A 16,947-nucleotide genomic window follows, 5' to 3' on the forward strand; every position below is an offset into this window, starting at 1 on the left:
TCCGTCAGGTCAGAACCGCAGGCTGAGCCAGCCTGCGAGGAAGTCCGAGCTCTTGTACCCGGCATTGGTCAGCGCCGGCCCGGCCATCAGATGCTCGTAGCGGCCGGTCAGGCTGACGCGTGGCGATACCGTGTAGACCGCCTGCAACCGCGCGGTGTCGGCGATCTTGCGCCCGGCGACCAGCTGCGTGCCGGCGAAGGCGGTGCCGTTGGCGCGGTAGACCGCGTCGGTCACCGTATCGCGCCAGCTCAGCTGATATTCGGCCGACACGCGCAGCTTGGAGAGGGGCGTGAAGGTGAAGGTCGGCGCGAAGGCGATCAGGTTGGTCGGCGTCGCATAGAGCTGGTAGCTGTAATAGATGTTGTTGCCGAACGGCGCGAGCGCGTTGCGCAGCTTGCCGGTGCCATAGGCGCCGCCGCCGGACGCATAGTCGAAGTGGAAGCCGACGCGCGGTGCGCCCTTGCTCTTGCCGATGCGGTAGTTCTGCGCGAGCAGCACCAGCCAGGCGTCGATCGAGCGGCCGTTGTAATTGCCGCCCTGGTAGTTGACCGTCCAGTCGAGATTGACCGGGCCGACATCGCCCAGCGTGTGCAGGCCGTAGAAGAACCGCTCCTCGCGCACGGTGGTCCGCCCCCAGGTGGCGTTGTCGTTGCGCAGACGCCACAGGAACGGGTCGAGGAACAGCTTCGAGCCGCCGAACAGCGTCTTGGGCAGGACGATCCCGCCCGAGATGCCCGAGAAGCGGCGGCCGCGCTCGCTGATGTCGTCGCCGGTGCCGCCGACGCCCAGCCGCGTGGTGCGGAAGTCGAACAGGTCGACGCGCACCGACTTGGCCCGCGCCCAGGCGCGCGTGCCGTTATAGACGAAGAAGATCGTGTTGTTGTCGCGCGGCACGACCATCAGGTTCGGGCCGTCGGCGAAGGTCTGGCGGCCATAGCGGACGCCGACATCGGCCTGGGCGACCGTACCGGTCACGTCGACGAACGATTGCTGCACGACCAGGTCGTTGCGCATCTGCGGCGTGATCGTGCCCAGGTTGCGGCCGGCGAGACCAGCATGGGCCAGCTCGCCGAACAGGCGGACATGGCGCCCCAGATGCAGGTCGGCGCCGCCGACGATGCGGGTGATGTCCTGGCGCTGCGCCTCCGCGTCGCGCAGGTTCGGGTTGGTCGTCTGGTTGACGCGCAGCCGCAGCTCGCCCGACAGCGTCAGATAGATATTGCCGTTGGCGTCGAAGGGGATGAACTTCAGCCGGTCGAGCGGGTCGTTGCGCTTGGCGGGATCGCGATAGCGGGTCCAGTCCTCGGCCCAGCGCGACTGGTTATAGCCGCCCGCCGTGTTCCCGTCGCCGACCGCCTCGGCCGGATAGGCCTCCTGCACGGGGGAGGCGATGGTCTGGTTGCCGCGCTCCTTGGGGCCCAGCGCCTGCGGCGTGGCGGGAGCGGCATCGGCGGGAGCAGCATCGGCGGTCGTGGCAGGGGCCGGGGCCGGCGGCGTTTCCGCCAGCGCCGGCGCGGCGGCGATCAGGGCAAGCGGGGCGGTGGCGAGGGCGAGGCGCGTTCGGGTCGGCATGGTCGTTACTTTCACTTGTCTGGCGGTGGCGGCGCAAGGCCGCCCCATGGAGGTCACGTGCCCGCATCACTCAGCGGGGACGGCACCAATCCCCATCTGATCCACGCGCAGGCTCTCTCCCTTCATAGCGCGATCGAGCTGTGCATGGTCGAGCACGCCCTCCCAGCGCGATACGACGATCGTCGCGACCGCATTGCCGATGAAGTTGGTCAGGCTGCGGCACTCGCTCATGAACCGGTCGACGCCCAGGATCAGCGCCATGCCCGCGACCGGCACGGTCGGCACGATCGACAGCGTCGCGGCCAGGGTGATGAAGCCCGCGCCGGTCACGCCCGCCGCGCCCTTGGACGACAGCATCGCCACCGACAGCAGCAGCAGCTGCTGGCCCAGCGTCAGGTCGACATTGCACGCCTGGGCGATGAACAGCGCCGCCAGCGTCATGTAGATGTTGGTGCCGTCCAGGTTGAAGGAATAGCCGGTCGGCACGACCAGCCCGACCACCGACTTCGGACAGCCGGCGCGCTCCATCTTCTCGATCAGGGCGGGCAGCGCGCTTTCCGACGAGGAGGTGCCCAGCACCAGGAGCAGTTCGGTCTTGAGATAGGAGATCAGGCGGAAGATCGAGAAGCCGCACAGCCGCGCGACCACGCCCAGCACCACGATGACGAACAGCAGCGCGGTCAGGTAGAAGGTGCCGACCAGCATCGCCAGATTGGCGAGCGTGCCGACGCCGTACTTGCCGATGGTGAAGGCCATTGCGCCGAACGCGCCGATCGGGGCGGCCTTCATGACGATGGCGACGACCTTGAACACGGCGGTCGACAGTTCCTCCAGCGCGGCGGTGATGCGCTCGCCGCGCTCGCCGATCATCGCCAGGCCGATGCCGAACAGGATGGCGACGAACAGCACCTGGAGGATGTTGCCCTCGGTCAGCGCCGACAGGAAGGTGTCGGGGATGATGCCGGTCAGGAAGCCGGTGATCGTCGTCTCATGTGCCTTTTCGGCGAACTCGGTCACCTTGCTGGTGTCGAGCGAGGCGGGGTCGATGTTCAGCCCCGCGCCCGGCTGCACCACATTGGCGACGATCAGGCCGACGATCAGCGCCAGCGTCGAGAAGAACAGGAAATAGATGAAGGCCTTGCCCGCAACCCGGCCGACCGAGGCGAGATCGCGCATCCCGGCGATGCCGGTGACGATGGTCAGGAAGATGACCGGGGCGATGATCATCTTCACCAGCTTGATGAAGGCATCGCCGACCGGCTTCAGCGCCGCGCCCGTGGTGGGATAGAAATGGCCGAGCAGCACGCCGGCGGTGATCGCGATCAGCACCTGGACATAGAGGTGGCTGTACCACGGCTTGGCAGCCGGGGGCAGGGCAGGTTGGGCGGCGATGTGCATAGCTTGAGCCTTTCATCCTCTCGAACGCGCTGCCGTATTCGGCTGGTGCGATAGGTTATCGAGGCCAGCATCCGCTTTCGGGACGGGCGATGCAATGCGCGGTCAAAGCCGTGGAAATCCGCCATTCCGCAATCGAATCGCAACAAATGTGAGTGAAATCCCGCACACGGTTCCGCCGGGCTTGGGCGGATGTCCGCCGCGGGGCACCCGTGATCCGTTTGGGTGGGGCGGGGGGCAGGGGGAGAAGGAATGTTCCCGTGGGTGCCGACGGTGGCGACCACCGGCCTGGCACGTCTTCGTCGGGCCGGCCGCCTGCCACCTGCCCGGAATGGCTTCCCGCTATTCCGCCCGGCGAAATGCGTCGAGCGACAGGCCGTGGCGCGCGACCTTGTCGTAGAAGGTCTTGCGGGGGATGCCGAGCCGTTCCAGTGCGGAGCGGACATCGCCCTGCACCTCCTCCAGCACAGTGCGGATGACATCGCCCTCGAACCGCTCGACTCGCAAGGGAAGCGGCTCCATCTCCGGGGCGGTCGCGGCCTGGTCGGCCAGGCCCAGCGTCACGCGCTGCGCATAGTTGCGCAATTCGCGGACGTTGCCGGGCCAGTCATGCGTGTCGAGCCGCGCGCTGATACCCGCATCGATGCTCGGCACCGGCCGCCCGAATCGCTCCGCCGCCTCGCGCAGGAAGGCCGCGAACAGCAGCGGCACGTCGCCGCGCCGTTCGCGAAGGGGCGGTACGCGCAGCCGCACCGCATCCAGCCGATAGAGCAGGTCGGCGCGGAACCGCCCGGCCGCCACCGCCTCGGCCAGGTCGGTCTTGGCGGCGGCGACGATGCGCAGGTCGACGACGCGCGGACCCTCGCCGCCGCCGCGCACCTCGCGCTCCTCGACGACGCGGAGCAGCTTGCCCTGGAGCGCGGGCGACATGCTGTCGATCTCGTCGAGGAACAATGTGCCGCGATCGGCGGCGATGATCCGCCCTTCCTGGCCGCGCCGACCGGCGGAGGGGCCCAGGCCGAACAGCTCCTCCTCCGCCACCGCATCGGGCAGGGCGGCGCAGTCGATCGCGACGAAGGGGCGGGCGCGGCGCGCGCTGGCGCGGTGGAGCAGGCGGGCGACCAGTTCCTTGCCAGTGCCCGTCTCGCCCTCGACCAGCACATCGACCTCGGCGGGCGCGACCTGGCGGATGGTGGCGCGCAACCGCTCGATCGCGGGCGACTGGCCGATCAGCGGCGAGGCATGGTCGGCATCCTCCGCCAATTGCCGCAGCCGTCGATTCTCCAGCACCAGCCGGCGCAGCTCCAGCGCGCGGTTGGCGCTGGCGACGAGCTGTTCGGGGGCGAAGGGCTTGGCGATGAAGTCGAACGCGCCGTCCTTCAGCATCGCGACCGCCATCGCGACATCGCCATGCCCGGTCATCAGCAGCACCGGGATCTCGCTGTCGATCGCGGCGGTGCGATGAAACAGCTCGGTGCCGGTCATGCCCGGCATCCGGATGTCGGTGACGAGGATGCCGGGAAAGTCCGCGCTCAACCGCGTGAGCGCGGTGCGCGGATCGGCATGGGCCTCCACCTCCAGCCCGGCCAGCTCGAATGTCTGGACCAGCGCGGTGCGCAAGCCGTCATCGTCATCGACCAGCAGGATCTGAAGCTCGCTCATGCGCGCGGCAATATCATGCGAAAGGCCGCCCCGCCCAGAGGCGAGGGGATCAGGTCGAGCGTGCCGCCGAATTCCACCACGATGTCGCGCGCGATGCCCAGGCCCAGGCCGAGCCCGTCGGGTCGGCCGGTGACGAAGGGGGTGAAGATCTCGCAGGCGCGATCCTCGGCGATGCCCGGGCCATTGTCGGCGACGGTCAGCGCCACGGTGTCCGCCGCGGTGGCGACGATCAGCGCGACGCGCGGGGCCGCCTGGCCAGCAAGCGCATCTAGCGCGTTGGTGAGGAGATTGACCAGCACCTGTTCCAGCCGCACCCGGCCCGCCACCACCATCGGCAAGTCGTCCGGATCGGGCAGGTCGAGCGCGACGCCGGCCGCGCGCAGCCGGTCGCCGACCAGCAGCATCGTCCCCTCGATCACCTCGGTCAGCGGGATCGGCCCCAGGCTGCGGCTGCCGCGCCGGGCGAAGCGGCGCATCTCGCTGACGATGCTGCCGATCCGCTCGGTCAGCGCGGCGATGGTGGCGAGGTTCTCGGCGGTGCGTTCGGGCCGGGCGCGGTCCAGGAACAGGCGGCCATTCTCCGCCAGCGTGCGGATCGTCGCCACCGGCTGGTTGATCTCATGCGCGATGCCGGCGGTGATCTGTCCCAGAGAGCCGAGCCGGTTGGCCTGGGCCAGTTCCTCGCGCGCGGCGCGGAAGCGCTGGTCGGCGGCCATCCGCTCGGTGATCTCGACGCGGAGCCGGTCATTGGCGAGGCGCAGGTCGCCGGTGCGCGCGGCGATCTCCGCCTCCAGCGCCTCGCGCCGGGCGGCGGCGCGCTCGCCCCGGCTGGTGCGCCACAGCCAGCCGGTGGCCAGCCCCGCCGCGATCAGCGCGAAGGCGAGCGTCGCGGTGTGCGACCAGGTGTCGGCCGTGCGCAGGGCCGGGGCCAGCGGCTCGACGTGCAGCAGGTGCCAGCCGGGCAGCGGCGCGGCCAGCGTCGCGCTCGCCATCGCCGCGCGCGCAGCCGTCCCCTCGCGCCAGCGCGCCAGGGGCAGGGGCTGGTCGGCGAACTGGCGGTGGATGCGGATCACCTGCCGCTCGGTCGCGGTGAGCGGGCGCAGGGTGGTGAATCGCTGCGTGGGGTCGCTCGCCACCACCACCACGCCGGTCGCGTCGGTGAGCAGCGTCATGCCCGCATCGCCGCGCCAGGCGCGCGCCAGGCGATCGAACTCCATCTTCACCACGATCACGCCGTCCGGGTTCGCCGCCAAGCCGATCCGGCGCGCCAGGAACAGGCCGGCCCGGCCGCTGGTCGTGCCGATCGCGAAATATTCCGCTGCGCCGTCGCGCTTGGCCCGGAGGAAATAGGGGCGGAAATCGTAGCGCTGGCCGGCGAAGCTGTCCGGCCGGTCGGCATTGGAGGCGGCGACGGCCAGGCCGTTGCGGTCGATCAGGTAGATGACGGGCGCGCCGGTCCGCTCGGCCAGCAGCTTCAGTTTGCCGTCGAGCCGCTCCGCCGCCGCGTCGCCGTCCGAGGCCAGCGCCGGGCGCAGTTCGGCGAATTCGCGCAGCACGATCGGCAACAGGCGGAACTTCTGCAACTCACTGTCGAGCAGCCGCATCTGCTGGCGGGCGGTCCGCTCCACCTCGACCGCCAGCGACGCACGCGCTTGGTCGCGGGCATAGCGGCCGGCGATCAGCGCGAAGATGATCGTCGCCGCCGTGACCAGCAGCACCGCGACGACCGCGCGACGGGCGGCGGGGCTGGCGAACGGGCTGGCGGGGACGGGCACCTGTGCGGATTGCCGCAAGGCTGGGCGGCTTGGCAAGCGAATCCCCGCACGCTCGATTGGCGCCTGTCCGCCGCGCGACCTTGGGAAATCCTTGCAACCGCTTGGCTGCGGCCTGAAAAAACGTGCCGCTTGCCGGGCGCGTCGATCCGGGGGAGCATGACGCGTCCCTGTCCGAATACGGCAGAAAAGAAACAAGGAGAGACATGATGGCCGGTGCCGTTTCCCGTGATCCGATCCAGATGGCGGGCGCGCCTCCGACATCCTCCACCGCCGGCCGGCTGAAATCGATCATCGGCGGATCGACCGGCAACCTGGTCGAATGGTTCGACTGGTATGTCTATTCGGCCTTCACCCTGTATTTCGCGCCGCATTTCTTCCCCAGCACCGACCGCACCGCGCAGTTGCTGAGCGCGGCGGCGGTGTTCGCGGTCGGGTTCGTCATGCGGCCGATCGGCGCGTGGATCATGGGCATCTATGCCGACCGGCGCGGGCGCAAGGCGGGGCTGACCCTGTCGGTGACGCTGATGTGCGCGGGCTCGCTGATCATCGCGGTGACGCCCGGCTTCGAGACGATCGGTCTGGCCGCGCCCGCGCTGCTGGTGCTCGCCCGGCTGATGCAGGGCCTGTCGGTCGGCGGCGAATATGGCGCCAGCGCCACCTATCTGTCGGAGATGGCGGGCAAGGGGCGGCGCGGCTTCTTCTCGTCCTTCCAATATGTCACGCTGATCTCGGGACAGTTGCTGGCGATCTGCGTGCTCCTGATCCTGCAATCCACGCTGAGCGAGGCGGATCTCGACGCCTGGGGCTGGCGCATCCCGTTCGCGGTCGGCGCGCTGCTCGCGGTGGTCGTCTTCTATCTGCGGCGCGGGCTGGCGGAGACGGAAAGCTTCAAGAACGCCAAGCAGGAGGGAGCGCCCAAGTCCGGCTTCTGGCAGCTCATCCGCCATCACCCGCGCGAGACGGCGACGGTGATGCTGCTGACCGCGGGCGGTACGCTCGCCTTCTATGCCTATTCGATCTACATGCAGAAGTTCCTGGTCAACACCTCCGGTTTCAGCCGCGAGGTGGCGAGCCAGATCAACGCGGCGACCCTGTTCGTCTTCATGCTGCTGCAACCGGTGGTCGGCGGCCTCAGCGACCGGATCGGGCGCAAGCCGATCATGGTGGCGTTCGGCATCGGCGGGCTGCTGTTCACCTATCCGATCTTCTCGACGCTGGCGACGGTGCGCGATCCGCTGACCGCCGGCCTGCTGGTCATGGCGGCGCTGATCATCGTCACCGGCTATACGTCGATCAACGCGGTGGTGAAGGCCGAACTCTTCCCCGCCCATATCCGCGCGCTGGGCGTCGCCTTGCCCTATGCGCTGGCGAACACGATCTTCGGCGGCACCGCCGAATATGTCGCGCTGAAGTTCAAGGCGGCGGGCTGGGAACAGGGCTTCTACTGGTATGTCACCGCGATGATCGGCGTGTCGCTGATCGTCTATCTGCGGATGCGCGACACCGCGCGGCACAGCCAGATCATCGAGGACTGAACGCGATCGGGGCGGGGGATCGCTCCCTCGCCCCGACGGTCCTGCGGCCGGCGCGACGGCGGTTCAGGCCGTGGCGGTCGCCCGGCGGGCGCGGCGGCGCAGGCCGACACCCATCATGCCGAAGCCGCCCAGCATCATCACCCAGCTCGACGGCTCGGGTACGGCGCTGGCGAGATAGGCGTTGATGAAGCCGGTATATGGCTTGACCCAGGTATCGCCCGTCAGCTCGCCGACCGAGGAGTTGGTGCAGTTGCCGCTCGCGGAGGCATAGGGATCGATGCTGCCCGTCCGGCCGCAGCCGCCGCCGAACACCGCGCCGGTCACGCCGAACGAGGTGATGCCGGCGATCTTGCCGTCGATGAAGATGGGGCCGCCCGAATCCCCCGGCGAGGAGGAGCTTTCTCCGTCGATGCCGGTCTGCGACGTGCCCATGCCGCGACCAAAGGCGTCATGCGTCGCCGTGCCGTCGTCGAAGTCGGACAGCAGGATGTTGTGCTGGGCGTCGCTGAACACGTCGTCGCCGTAGAATTCGTAGAGGTTCTTGCCCTCGCGCTGCTTATAGTCGTTGCTGACGCCGCCCGTGCCGGTGCCGGCGGGGCCGCCGACCGTGCCGGTGCCGACGCGCGTGAAGTCGCGCAGCGGATTGCCGTCATAGATGCCATAGACGTCATGGCCGGTCGCCGCCCGCGACAGCGAGAACAGCGCGATGTCGTTGCCCGCGCCGATGTCGGTCGCGTCGTAATCCTCATGGACCTTCCACGAGCCGGCGACGGCGGTGAAGGTGTTGGCGGCGGTGCGCTCGCCACGAGAGGGCAGGTAGAAGGTGACCGACGTCACCTTGTCCATCGAGCCGTCCTGCTTGTAGTCGGACAGGCAATGGGCGGCGGTCAGCACCGCGCCGCTCGACACCAGCGCGCCGGTGCACAGCGAGCCGAAACCCGTCGTCGCGGTCGATTCGAAGCTGATGAACAGCGAGCCGACGCCGGTATAGGACCCACCGGTCAGGCCAGCCGCGACCTTGTCGGCGGTGGTGTAGGTCATGGTCGGTACGGCCTGGCCGCCCAGCGTATAGGCCGCCTGCGCCGGCATCGCGCCAGCCACCATCGCCAGCGTCGCCGCGGCGAGCATGGTCCACGTCTTCGTCATTTTCCCCCCTGTTTTTGCTCAGTGCAAAAGACCGGCGCACCACGCTCGGGCGGTCGGCCCGGCGGCAAACGTGTCTTGTTTCGATGGGCTTAGCAAGATGGTGGTTAATGGAATATTATTCATGACCGAATAGTCATCTTGCCGATGCTGGCATGATCGACGCCATCCGTGCCGCGGATGCTGAAATATGCTTCCGGTATCAATATATATCATTGCAAATCAGCATGTTGTTGATGAACTTGGTCGAGACGCCGAACCGTCATCGATGTGAGACATGCGCGTCACAGGCCGATGCTAACCCGTCCTGATCCGGGACAGGGAAGAGCCATATGCGGATTGCGATCGTCACCGACGCCTGGACGCCGCAGGTCAACGGAGTCGTCCGAACGCTGCGCGCGACGCGGGCGCAACTGGAGTCGATGGGCCATCAGGTGATGGTCGTCTCGCCCGACCGGTTCCTGTCGCTACCCTGCCCGGGCTATGCCGAGATCCGGCTGGCGCTGGCGGGGTCGCGCCGGGTCGGACGGATGATCGCCGACTTCGCGCCCGAGGCGGTGCATATCGCCACCGAGGGGCCGATCGGCTGGGCGGCGCGCGCCTGGTGCCTGCGGCAGGGGCTGCCCTTCACCACCGCCTATCACACCCGCTTTCCCGAATATGTCGCCGCGCGCACGCCGCTCCGGGCCGAGCGGGTGTGGACGATCATCCGGCGCTTCCATGCCCCCGCCCATGCGATCCTGGCCGCGAGCGCCGGTGTCGAGGCGGTGCTGGCGGACCATGGCCTGACCCAGGCGCGGCGCTGGGGACGGGGCGTCGACCTGGAGCAGTTCGATGCGATCGGGCCGATCGACCAGGCGATCCGGTCGCTGGCGGGACCGGGCCGGCCGGTGCTGCTCTATGTCGGGCGAGTCGCGGTGGAGAAGAATGTCGCCGCCTTCCTGTCCAGCCACCATCCGGGCGTCCGCATCGTGGTCGGCGACGGACCAGCGCGTGCGGCACTGGAGCGGCGGTTTCCGGACGCGCATTTCCTGGGCGCGCGGCACGGTGCGGCGCTGGCCGCCGCCTATCGCGCCGCCGATGTGCTGGTCTTCCCCAGCCTGACCGACACGTTCGGGCTGGTGATGGTCGAGGCGCTGGCCTGCGGCACGCCGGTCGCGGCCTTTCCGGTGACGGGGCCGGTCGACGTGCTGGTGCCGGGCGTGGGCGGGATGCACGACGATCTGGACCGGGCGATCGCCATGGCGCTGCCCTGCGATCCCGCCGCCTGCGCCGCCTATGGCAAGGGGTTCAACTGGGCGGCGAGCGCCCGGCAATTCCTGTCCGCGCTCGCTCCGATCCCCGCCGAGCGGCGGTCCGCGACCATGGTTCCGGCGCTCGCCTGACGATTCGGCATGGACCCGGAGCCTCTGCGCCCTTAAGCGGCGCGCGGACAGCGAAGGAAGAACTGTGGCGAACGTAGCGGTCATCGGCGCGCAATGGGGCGACGAGGGCAAGGGCAAGATCGTCGACTGGCTGGCAAGCCGAGCCGACATGGTCGTGCGATTCCAGGGCGGGCACAACGCCGGGCACACGCTGGTGGTGGGTGACAAGACCTATAAATTGTCGCTCCTCCCCTCCGGCCTGGTGCGCGGCACCCCGTCGGTGATCGGCAATGGCGTGGTGCTGGACCCCTGGGCGCTCAAGGCGGAGATCGAGCGGCTGGGCGAGCAGGGCGTGGTCGCCACGCCCGAGACGCTGCGCATCGCCGATACCTGCCCCCTGATCCTGCCCTTCCACCGCGACCTGGACGGGTTGCGCGAGGATGCGAGCGGCGCGGGCAAGATCGGCACGACGCGGCGCGGCATCGGCCCAGCCTATGAGGACAAGGTCGGCCGCCGCGCCATCCGGGTGTGCGACCTCGCGCATCTGGGTTCGCTGGAGCCGCAGCTCGACCGGCTGCTGGCGCATCACGATGCGCTGCGGGCCGGTTTCGGCGTCGACCCGATCGACCGCGCGGCGTTGATCGCCGAGCTGGAAGAGATTGCGGGCTTCGTCCTGCCCTTCGCCAAGCCGGTGTGGCGCGACCTCAACGAGGCGCGGAGCGCGGGCAAGCGCATCCTGTTCGAGGGCGCGCAGGGCGTGCTGCTGGATGTCGACCACGGCACCTATCCGTTCGTCACCTCGTCCAACACCATCGCCGGGGCGGCGGCGGGCGGTTCGGGCCTGGGGCCCTCGGCGGTCGGCTTCGTGCTGGGCATCGCCAAGGCCTATACGACCCGCGTCGGCTCCGGCCCGTTCCCCACCGAGCTGGAGAACGAGACGGGCGAGCGGCTGGGCATGCGCGGCCATGAGTTCGGCACGGTCACCGGCCGCAAGCGGCGCTGCGGCTGGTTCGATTCGGTGCTGGTGCGCCAGTCGGCGGCGGTGGGCGGCATCACCGGCATCGCGCTGACCAAGATCGACGTGCTCGACGGGTTCGAGGAGGTGCAGATCTGCACCGGCTATCGTCTGCGCGGCGAGGTGCTGGACTATTTCCCCTCGCACGCCGCCGATCAGGCGCTGGTCGAGCCGGTCTATGAAACGATGGAAGGCTGGAGCGAGTCGACGGCGGGCGCGCGCAGCTGGGCCGACCTGCCGGCGCAGGCGATCAAATATATCCGCCGCATCGAGGAGCTGATCCGCTGCCCGGTCGCGCTGGTCTCGACCAGCCCGGAGCGGCTCGACACGATCCTGGTCCGCGATCCCTTCGCGGATTGACGACCCTCGGGGGCGGGGCGGCAGGGTGCCGCTCCGCCCCCGGCGACGACGGGATTCGGCTCCGCTCACGCTACGACGACGCTAGGTAGGTTCCGGCGCAATCCGCGCGCCTGAGGCTCCGGATCGTTTCGCTGCGCTCGCCATGACGATCCCGAATCCCAATCATGTCATCGGGTTCTCAAGTTCCGTCTCCGCCTCCCTGAGATCGGGGAAGCTGTAGCGCGACGGCGGATCGTCGCTCGTGCCGCGGGCGAACACGGCGATGTCGCCCGGCACGACGGCCTCTCTGGCCCAGACGTCCCAGCCGATATGAATGAAGTCCGGCGTTCCGAACACGCGGACGGCGCTGTAATATTCGTCACCCCGGAATGCGACGAAATGGACCGCCCGTCGCGGGGGCGGGGCACCCGCATGTGTCATGCTGGGTGCCTCCGTCGCGACGGAGTGGCAAGCCCGTCCGCCATGTCCATCTCGCTTATTGGTAGCCGCCGTTTTCCTCGCGCTCCTCGGCCGCGTCCTCCTGCACCTTCTCCATCTCTTCGGCTTCGTCCTGGTCCTGCGTGGTGTCGGGATCGATCATGATGCTCTCCTTCGCGGTAGGATCAACGCGAGATCCCGCCGGTCGGGCGCATGGTGATCGTCGAGGCGATCCATGAGGCATCATCATGCGTTGACCCGGCACCCAAGCCAACCGGCCGACCTTTGGAGATCATCATGCGGTTCGTTCAGATCGACATCCTTCCGTCCGGCAAGGCGCTGGTCGACATCGACAAGCTGACCCATGCCGTACCGGAGGGCGAAGGGTCGCGCCTGTTCCTGGGGGCGCAGCATCTCGACGTGCCGCATACGCTCGGCGAACTGGAGAATGTGCTGGCGGGGGCGCGATCGCACCGACAATGGCGAGCATAGCCGAGCCGGCTTCGGCACGGGCTGAACGCGATCTCCGCGCGCATGCCCCGATCGGAAACCACTTCAGAAATCCGCCGTCACGCTCGCGATGACGCGGCGGCCGGGCAGCAGCGTGTAACCGCCACCGCCCGACACCCGCCAGCCGAACGTATCGGCGACGTTGCGCACCTGTACCCGGAGCAACGTCGGCACATGGCCGATGCGGCTGCGATAGCGCGCGCCGAGATCGAGGATCGCACGCGCCGGAAGCGAGGCGGTGTTCGCGGCATTGGCGGTCCGTCGCGCTTCATAGGTGGCATGGGCGTCGACCGAAAAGCCGGAGAGGCCCGGAATCCGGTAGTCGGCGCTGGCATCGACGAGCAGCGGTGTTCGGCCGATCGGGCGCGGGCCGATCCGCCCGTCGTCGACCGCCTGGCCCGTCACGCGGGGACGCAGCCAGACCATGCCGACGATCATGCTGAGCCCCTCCAGCGGACTCCCGGACAGTGATGCCTCGGCCCCGCGATGGGTGACGGTGCCCAGCTGGCGAAACGCGCCGTCCCGCCGATCGAGGTCGAAATAGGGCTTGGCGATGTCGAACACCGCCGTCGTCGCGCGCCAGCCGCCGGGAAAGGCGTAGCGGGCACCCGCCTCATATTGCCGCGTCCGCAGCGCGGGCAGCGCCGCGCCGGGATTGCTCGCATTGCCCGGCGCGATGCCGCTTTCCTCCAGCCCGCGCGTCGTCGCGGCGTAGAGCGTCAGGCGTTCGGTCGGCAGCAGCGCGAGGGCGGCGTTCCATAGCCAGGGGCGATCGCGTTCCAGGACGACGGCCGCGCCCGGCACCGCGACCCCCTTGCGATAGTCGGTGCGCGTCAGGCCCAGATTGAGTTCGAGCAGCCTGGTCCAGCGCAATTCATAGCCGACCGCATAGCTGGTCTGCCGCACATCGTCGCGCGTCCGCTGGCCGAATACCAGTGTTGGTTGGGGGCGGGGGGTCGGGAACGCCGATCGTCGCGAGTCCCAGATCGGCGGTGGCCAGCCCGCCATAGCGCGCCGCCACATCGCGGGCCCGCACCGACACGAGCAGCCGGTGGCGACGCGGGCCGTCCTCGATCAGACGGCTGAGGCGCAGTTCGCCCGAGGTGGAGGCGGTCGTCTGATCCTCGCCCGCCAGCACGAAGGAACGGCCGACCCCGTTCGCATCGACGCCGCGATAGAAGGCGGTGTGATATTCGTCGCGGGCGAAGCGGCTGCGGAACGCGCCGGCAGCGACCTGCCACCGGCCGAGCGTCGCCTTGGCCAGCGCGCCATAGTTGAAGGCCTGTCCCGCCCAGTCGGCCCAGTCCTGTCCGAAGAAGCGGCGGCGCACGATGGGCTGCGGTACCCGGCCATCGGCGGTGAAGATCGTCGGCGCCTGTTCCTCGTCCGCGAAGCTGTAGCCGCCATAGAAGCCGGTCAGCTCGACCCCGTCGACCGGACGCAGGCGCGCGATCCCGCCATAGCTCAGGAACCGGCCACTGGCCCCGCTGACATATTGGTCGTCGTACAATCCCGCATCTAGGTTGATGCCGATCCGGTCGCCGATGGGGATCGCCGCATCGACGACCAGGTCGGTTCCCAGATAATCGCCGCTGTTCACCTGGACGCTGACGACCGGCTTGGGTCCCGCGCGACGCATCTCATGGTCGATGATCCCGGTCGGCGCGGGCAGCGGGTAGCCGAAGGCGCTGAGGCCGACGCGGGTCGTCGTCTCGCGGGTGATGACGCTGCTCAGCGTGGCCGCGCGATCCCAATATATGCCCTCGATCCGGTTGTTGCCCGCCTCGGTCGCGCTGAACCCGCGCACCTCGCCGCTGGCGTAGATGCCGATCGACTCGCTGCCCACGCTCTTGCCGAAGCCGTCCTCCGCCTCGCGCACCGTATTCTCGGTCGTGCGCTGGGCGGCAGCGGGCACCTGCCAGCCACCGGCGGCCAGCACCAGCCCCCATGCCAGCCGCTTCACAGCGCGAGGGCGATCCGGGCGCGGATCGTGCGCGGCGTGCCGGGCGTGATCCACACGTTCGAATAGCTGCTTTCGAGATAATAGGCGTCGAACAGATTCTCGCCATCGAGATGCGCCGACAGCCCCTTTGTCAGCCGGTAGGACAGGTTGAGGCGCGCGGTGGCATAGCCCGGCAAGCGGAACCCGCTGGCGACGTCGTCGCCCGGCCGCGAGCCGACATAGGTCACGCCCGCGCCGATGCCGACCGATCCCGGTCGCGTCCCGCGGGACTGCCAGAAGGCATAGGCCGCGCCGCTGTGATGCGGGATGTTCGACAGGGCGCTGCCGGTCAGGCCCGGCCGCGTATCGCGCGTCACCTTCGCATCGGTACAGGCATAGACGCCGGTCAGCGTCAGCCGCTCGCCGACGCGATAATTGGCGTCGGCTTCCACCCCGCGACTGCGCGCCTCGCCGGTCGCGATCGAGAAACCGGGATTGGCGGGATCGTTGACCAGGATGTTGCGCTTGGTGATCTGGAAGAGCGAGACGGTGCCGGTCAGCCGCTTGTCCAGCGCCGCGATCTTCACGCCGCCCTCCCATGCCTCGCCGCGTTCGGGGGCGAAGGGGGCGGCGGCGGCGTCGACGCCCTGGTTGAAGCGGAACGACCGGCCCCAGCTGATATAGGTCGAGACATGCGCGCTCGGCGCGATGGTGAAGGCGGCGCGGGGGCTGGTCGCCTGTGGGCGCTGCCGGTCGGTGCGGCCGGTCCGATAGTTCAGATTGTCCTGGCGTATCCAGTCGTGGCGGAGGCCGAGCAGCAGCGAGACGCGATCGTCGAACGTCAGCAGGTCCTGCGCATAGACGCTGTGCCCGCCCAGCCGTTCGAGCAGATTCTGGTTGAGCGGCGCGACCGGCTTGGGCTGGCCATAGACCGGCTTGGCGATGTCGATGGCATAGGGCTGCGCCGCGGTCGGGTTGAACCGGTAGAAGATGCGTCGCTGGTCGTAATCGAAGGCGTCGGCCCCGACGCGCATCTGATGACCGATGCCGAGCAGCGTGCGATTGGCGCTCAGTTCGATCCGCCCCGACAGATCCTGCCAGCGGTAATCGTGGATGCGCAACTGCCGCCACAATTGCGTGCCGACCAGTCGGCTATTGTGCGTCGACTGCCCCAGCAGCGCGCCGTCGCGATATTGGACGCCGCCCTCCAAAGCGACGCCGGGGCCGAGATCGACATAGGCGGTCGCCTGATGCTGCGACGTGCGCTGGGTCATCTGCCCGTCGTTCGGCTCGCCCAGGAACCGGCTGCGCGGCAGCGCGCGGCCATTGCCGTTCACCGCCACCAGCCCGCGATCATGGGTGAAGCCCACCAGATTATATTCGAGCTGGTAGAGCAGCCGCACCCGGTCGTTCAGCCGCCAGCCGATCGACGGCGCGAACAGCAGCCGGTCGTTATGCACGAAGTCGCGGAAACTGCCGCCGTCCTGATAGACTCCGATGACCCGCGTCGACAGGCCGTTGCCGACCGGGCCGCCGATATCGAAGCTGCCGCGCCACGTATCGAAGCTGGCATAGCCCAGCTCGCCGCCGGCATGGACATGGTCGAGCGGGGCCTTGGTCACGATGTTGATCGATCCGCCCGGCTCGCCCTTGCCCGATAGCGCCGAGGCCGGGCCCTTCAGCACCTGGAAGCTTTCGACCGTCGCCACGTCGCGGCGCGCATTGAAGCCGCGATTGGCGCTGAAGCGATTGACCAGCAGGTCCGGCCCCTGATTGATATCGCCGGAAAATCCCCGGATCGCATAGGCATCCCAGGCGCCGCCGAAGCTGTTCTGCCGCGACATGCCGCCCGCCAGATCGAAGAGCTGCGACAGGTCGGTGAAGCCCGCCCGCTCGATCAGCTGGTCGTCGAGCAGGCGGACATTCTGCGGCAGCAGTTGCGGGTCGATGTCGAGTCCGTTGATGCTGGCATTGGCGCTGCGCGACCCGGTGATGACGATGTCGTCGGTCGTTTCCTCGACCGACGATGTCTTGGGCTCCGCGCCTTCGTTCGCCCGCGCGGCGGTCGCGCTGGCCAGCGGCACGAGCATCAGGGCCGGCGCAAGCCGGCGCAAACAGATCGACATAAGGTTCCCCCCAAATGCGGATGACGTGAAATTTTACGCGCTCCAACCCGATCCACAAAAGCCTGTCAATGGAATGATACATCATCGCCCTTGACGATGGCGTTCGCCGGAGGGCAGTGGGCGGATATGTC

The 16,947-nt window shown here is 68.7% G+C and carries 13 protein-coding genes; 4 read left to right on the forward strand and 9 right to left on the reverse strand.

The annotated features are described in order from the left end of the window. Positions 1-9: 9 nt before the first annotated feature. The 4 genes from QE452_RS00370 to QE452_RS00385 all read right to left on the reverse strand — a co-directional run bounded on the left by QE452_RS00370 (position 10) and on the right by QE452_RS00385 (position 6,440). The gene (locus QE452_RS00370; RefSeq protein ID WP_309658199.1) at positions 10-1,572 is read right to left on the reverse strand and encodes an alginate export family protein; all 1,563 of its coding nucleotides are present in this window, start codon (positions 1,570-1,572) and stop codon (positions 10-12) included. 66 nt (positions 1,573-1,638) lie between these two features. After that, positions 1,639-2,970: a dicarboxylate/amino acid:cation symporter gene (locus tag QE452_RS00375; RefSeq protein WP_309658200.1), complete on the reverse strand. Its 1,332-nt coding sequence runs from the start codon at positions 2,968-2,970 to the stop codon at positions 1,639-1,641. Positions 2,971-3,309: 339 nt separating this feature from the next. Beyond that, positions 3,310-4,629: a sigma-54 dependent transcriptional regulator gene (locus QE452_RS00380; RefSeq protein WP_309658201.1), complete on the reverse strand. Its 1,320-nt coding sequence runs from the start codon at positions 4,627-4,629 to the stop codon at positions 3,310-3,312. Beyond that, the gene (locus QE452_RS00385; protein WP_309658202.1) at positions 4,626-6,440 is read right to left on the reverse strand and encodes an ATP-binding protein; all 1,815 of its coding nucleotides are present in this window, start codon (positions 6,438-6,440) and stop codon (positions 4,626-4,628) included. Before QE452_RS00385 ends, QE452_RS00380 begins: the two co-directional genes overlap by 4 nt. A gap of 203 nt (positions 6,441-6,643) precedes the next feature. Between QE452_RS00385 and QE452_RS00390 the strand changes: the two genes are divergently transcribed. Next, the gene (locus QE452_RS00390) at positions 6,644-7,939 is read left to right on the forward strand and encodes an MFS transporter (protein ID WP_309658608.1); all 1,296 of its coding nucleotides are present in this window, start codon (positions 6,644-6,646) and stop codon (positions 7,937-7,939) included. 63 nt (positions 7,940-8,002) lie between these two features. On the opposite strand, the gene QE452_RS00395 is transcribed toward QE452_RS00390, so the two are convergent. After that, positions 8,003-9,085 carry a trypsin-like serine protease gene (locus QE452_RS00395; RefSeq protein WP_309658203.1) on the reverse strand — a complete coding sequence of 361 codons (1,083 nt, stop codon included), beginning with the start codon at positions 9,083-9,085 and terminating at the stop codon, positions 8,003-8,005. Positions 9,086-9,414: 329 nt separating this feature from the next. On the opposite strand from QE452_RS00395, the gene QE452_RS00400 reads away from it, so the two are divergent. Continuing rightward, a complete protein-coding gene (locus QE452_RS00400) occupies positions 9,415-10,467 on the forward strand; it encodes a glycosyltransferase family 1 protein (RefSeq protein ID WP_309658204.1) in 1,053 nt (350 codons plus the stop codon). A gap of 64 nt (positions 10,468-10,531) precedes the next feature. After that, positions 10,532-11,821, forward strand: coding sequence for an adenylosuccinate synthase (locus QE452_RS00405; RefSeq protein ID WP_125995553.1), 1,290 nt, complete (start codon positions 10,532-10,534; stop codon positions 11,819-11,821). A gap of 162 nt (positions 11,822-11,983) precedes the next feature. Here the strand turns inward: QE452_RS00405 and QE452_RS00410 are convergent, their stop codons facing one another. Then, positions 11,984-12,241, reverse strand: coding sequence for a hypothetical protein (locus tag QE452_RS00410; protein WP_309658205.1), 258 nt, complete (start codon positions 12,239-12,241; stop codon positions 11,984-11,986). Positions 12,242-12,535: 294 nt separating this feature from the next. On the opposite strand from QE452_RS00410, the gene QE452_RS00415 reads away from it, so the two are divergent. Then, positions 12,536-12,730, forward strand: a complete 195-nt coding sequence (locus tag QE452_RS00415) for a hypothetical protein (RefSeq protein WP_309729447.1) — start codon at positions 12,536-12,538, stop codon at positions 12,728-12,730. A gap of 63 nt (positions 12,731-12,793) precedes the next feature. On the opposite strand, the gene QE452_RS00420 is transcribed toward QE452_RS00415, so the two are convergent. From QE452_RS00420 to QE452_RS00430, 3 genes are read right to left on the reverse strand one after another with little or no spacing between them, the layout of a single operon-like run. Beyond that, positions 12,794-13,654 (reverse strand): TonB-dependent receptor domain-containing protein, encoded by an 861-nt coding sequence (locus QE452_RS00420; RefSeq protein WP_309729450.1) that lies wholly within the window; start codon positions 13,652-13,654, stop codon positions 12,794-12,796. Then, a complete protein-coding gene (locus tag QE452_RS00425; protein WP_309729453.1) occupies positions 13,623-14,711 on the reverse strand; it encodes a hypothetical protein in 1,089 nt (362 codons plus the stop codon). The genes QE452_RS00420 and QE452_RS00425 overlap by 32 nt, the downstream gene beginning before the upstream one ends. Further along, a complete protein-coding gene (locus tag QE452_RS00430) occupies positions 14,708-16,816 on the reverse strand; it encodes a TonB-dependent siderophore receptor (protein WP_309658208.1) in 2,109 nt (702 codons plus the stop codon). The genes QE452_RS00425 and QE452_RS00430 overlap by 4 nt, the downstream gene beginning before the upstream one ends. Between the last annotated feature and the right edge of the window lie 131 nt (positions 16,817-16,947).

Origin of the sequence: Sphingomonas sp. SORGH_AS_0438 (assembly GCF_031453475.1) — a bacterium.
Classification (GTDB): domain Bacteria; phylum Pseudomonadota; class Alphaproteobacteria; order Sphingomonadales; family Sphingomonadaceae; genus Sphingomonas.

What these genes read in the sequence shown, in the direction of transcription:
- QE452_RS00375 (WP_309658200.1), bottom strand. Translation starts at nt 2,970, where the DNA reads ATGCACATCGCCGCCCAACCTGCCCTGCCCCCGGCTGCCAAGCCGTGG.
- QE452_RS00380 (WP_309658201.1), bottom strand. Translation starts at nt 4,629, where the DNA reads ATGAGCGAGCTTCAGATCCTGCTGGTCGATGACGATGACGGCTTGCGC.
- QE452_RS00415 (WP_309729447.1), top strand. Translation starts at nt 12,536, where the DNA reads ATGCGGTTCGTTCAGATCGACATCCTTCCGTCCGGCAAGGCGCTGGTC.
- QE452_RS00390 (WP_309658608.1), top strand. Translation starts at nt 6,644, where the DNA reads ATGGCGGGCGCGCCTCCGACATCCTCCACCGCCGGCCGGCTGAAATCG.
- QE452_RS00370 (WP_309658199.1), bottom strand. Translation starts at nt 1,572, where the DNA reads ATGCCGACCCGAACGCGCCTCGCCCTCGCCACCGCCCCGCTTGCCCTG.
- QE452_RS00430 (WP_309658208.1), bottom strand. Translation starts at nt 16,816, where the DNA reads ATGTCGATCTGTTTGCGCCGGCTTGCGCCGGCCCTGATGCTCGTGCCG.
- QE452_RS00395 (WP_309658203.1), bottom strand. Translation starts at nt 9,085, where the DNA reads ATGACGAAGACGTGGACCATGCTCGCCGCGGCGACGCTGGCGATGGTG.
- QE452_RS00400 (WP_309658204.1), top strand. Translation starts at nt 9,415, where the DNA reads ATGCGGATTGCGATCGTCACCGACGCCTGGACGCCGCAGGTCAACGGA.
- QE452_RS00410 (WP_309658205.1), bottom strand. Translation starts at nt 12,241, where the DNA reads ATGACACATGCGGGTGCCCCGCCCCCGCGACGGGCGGTCCATTTCGTC.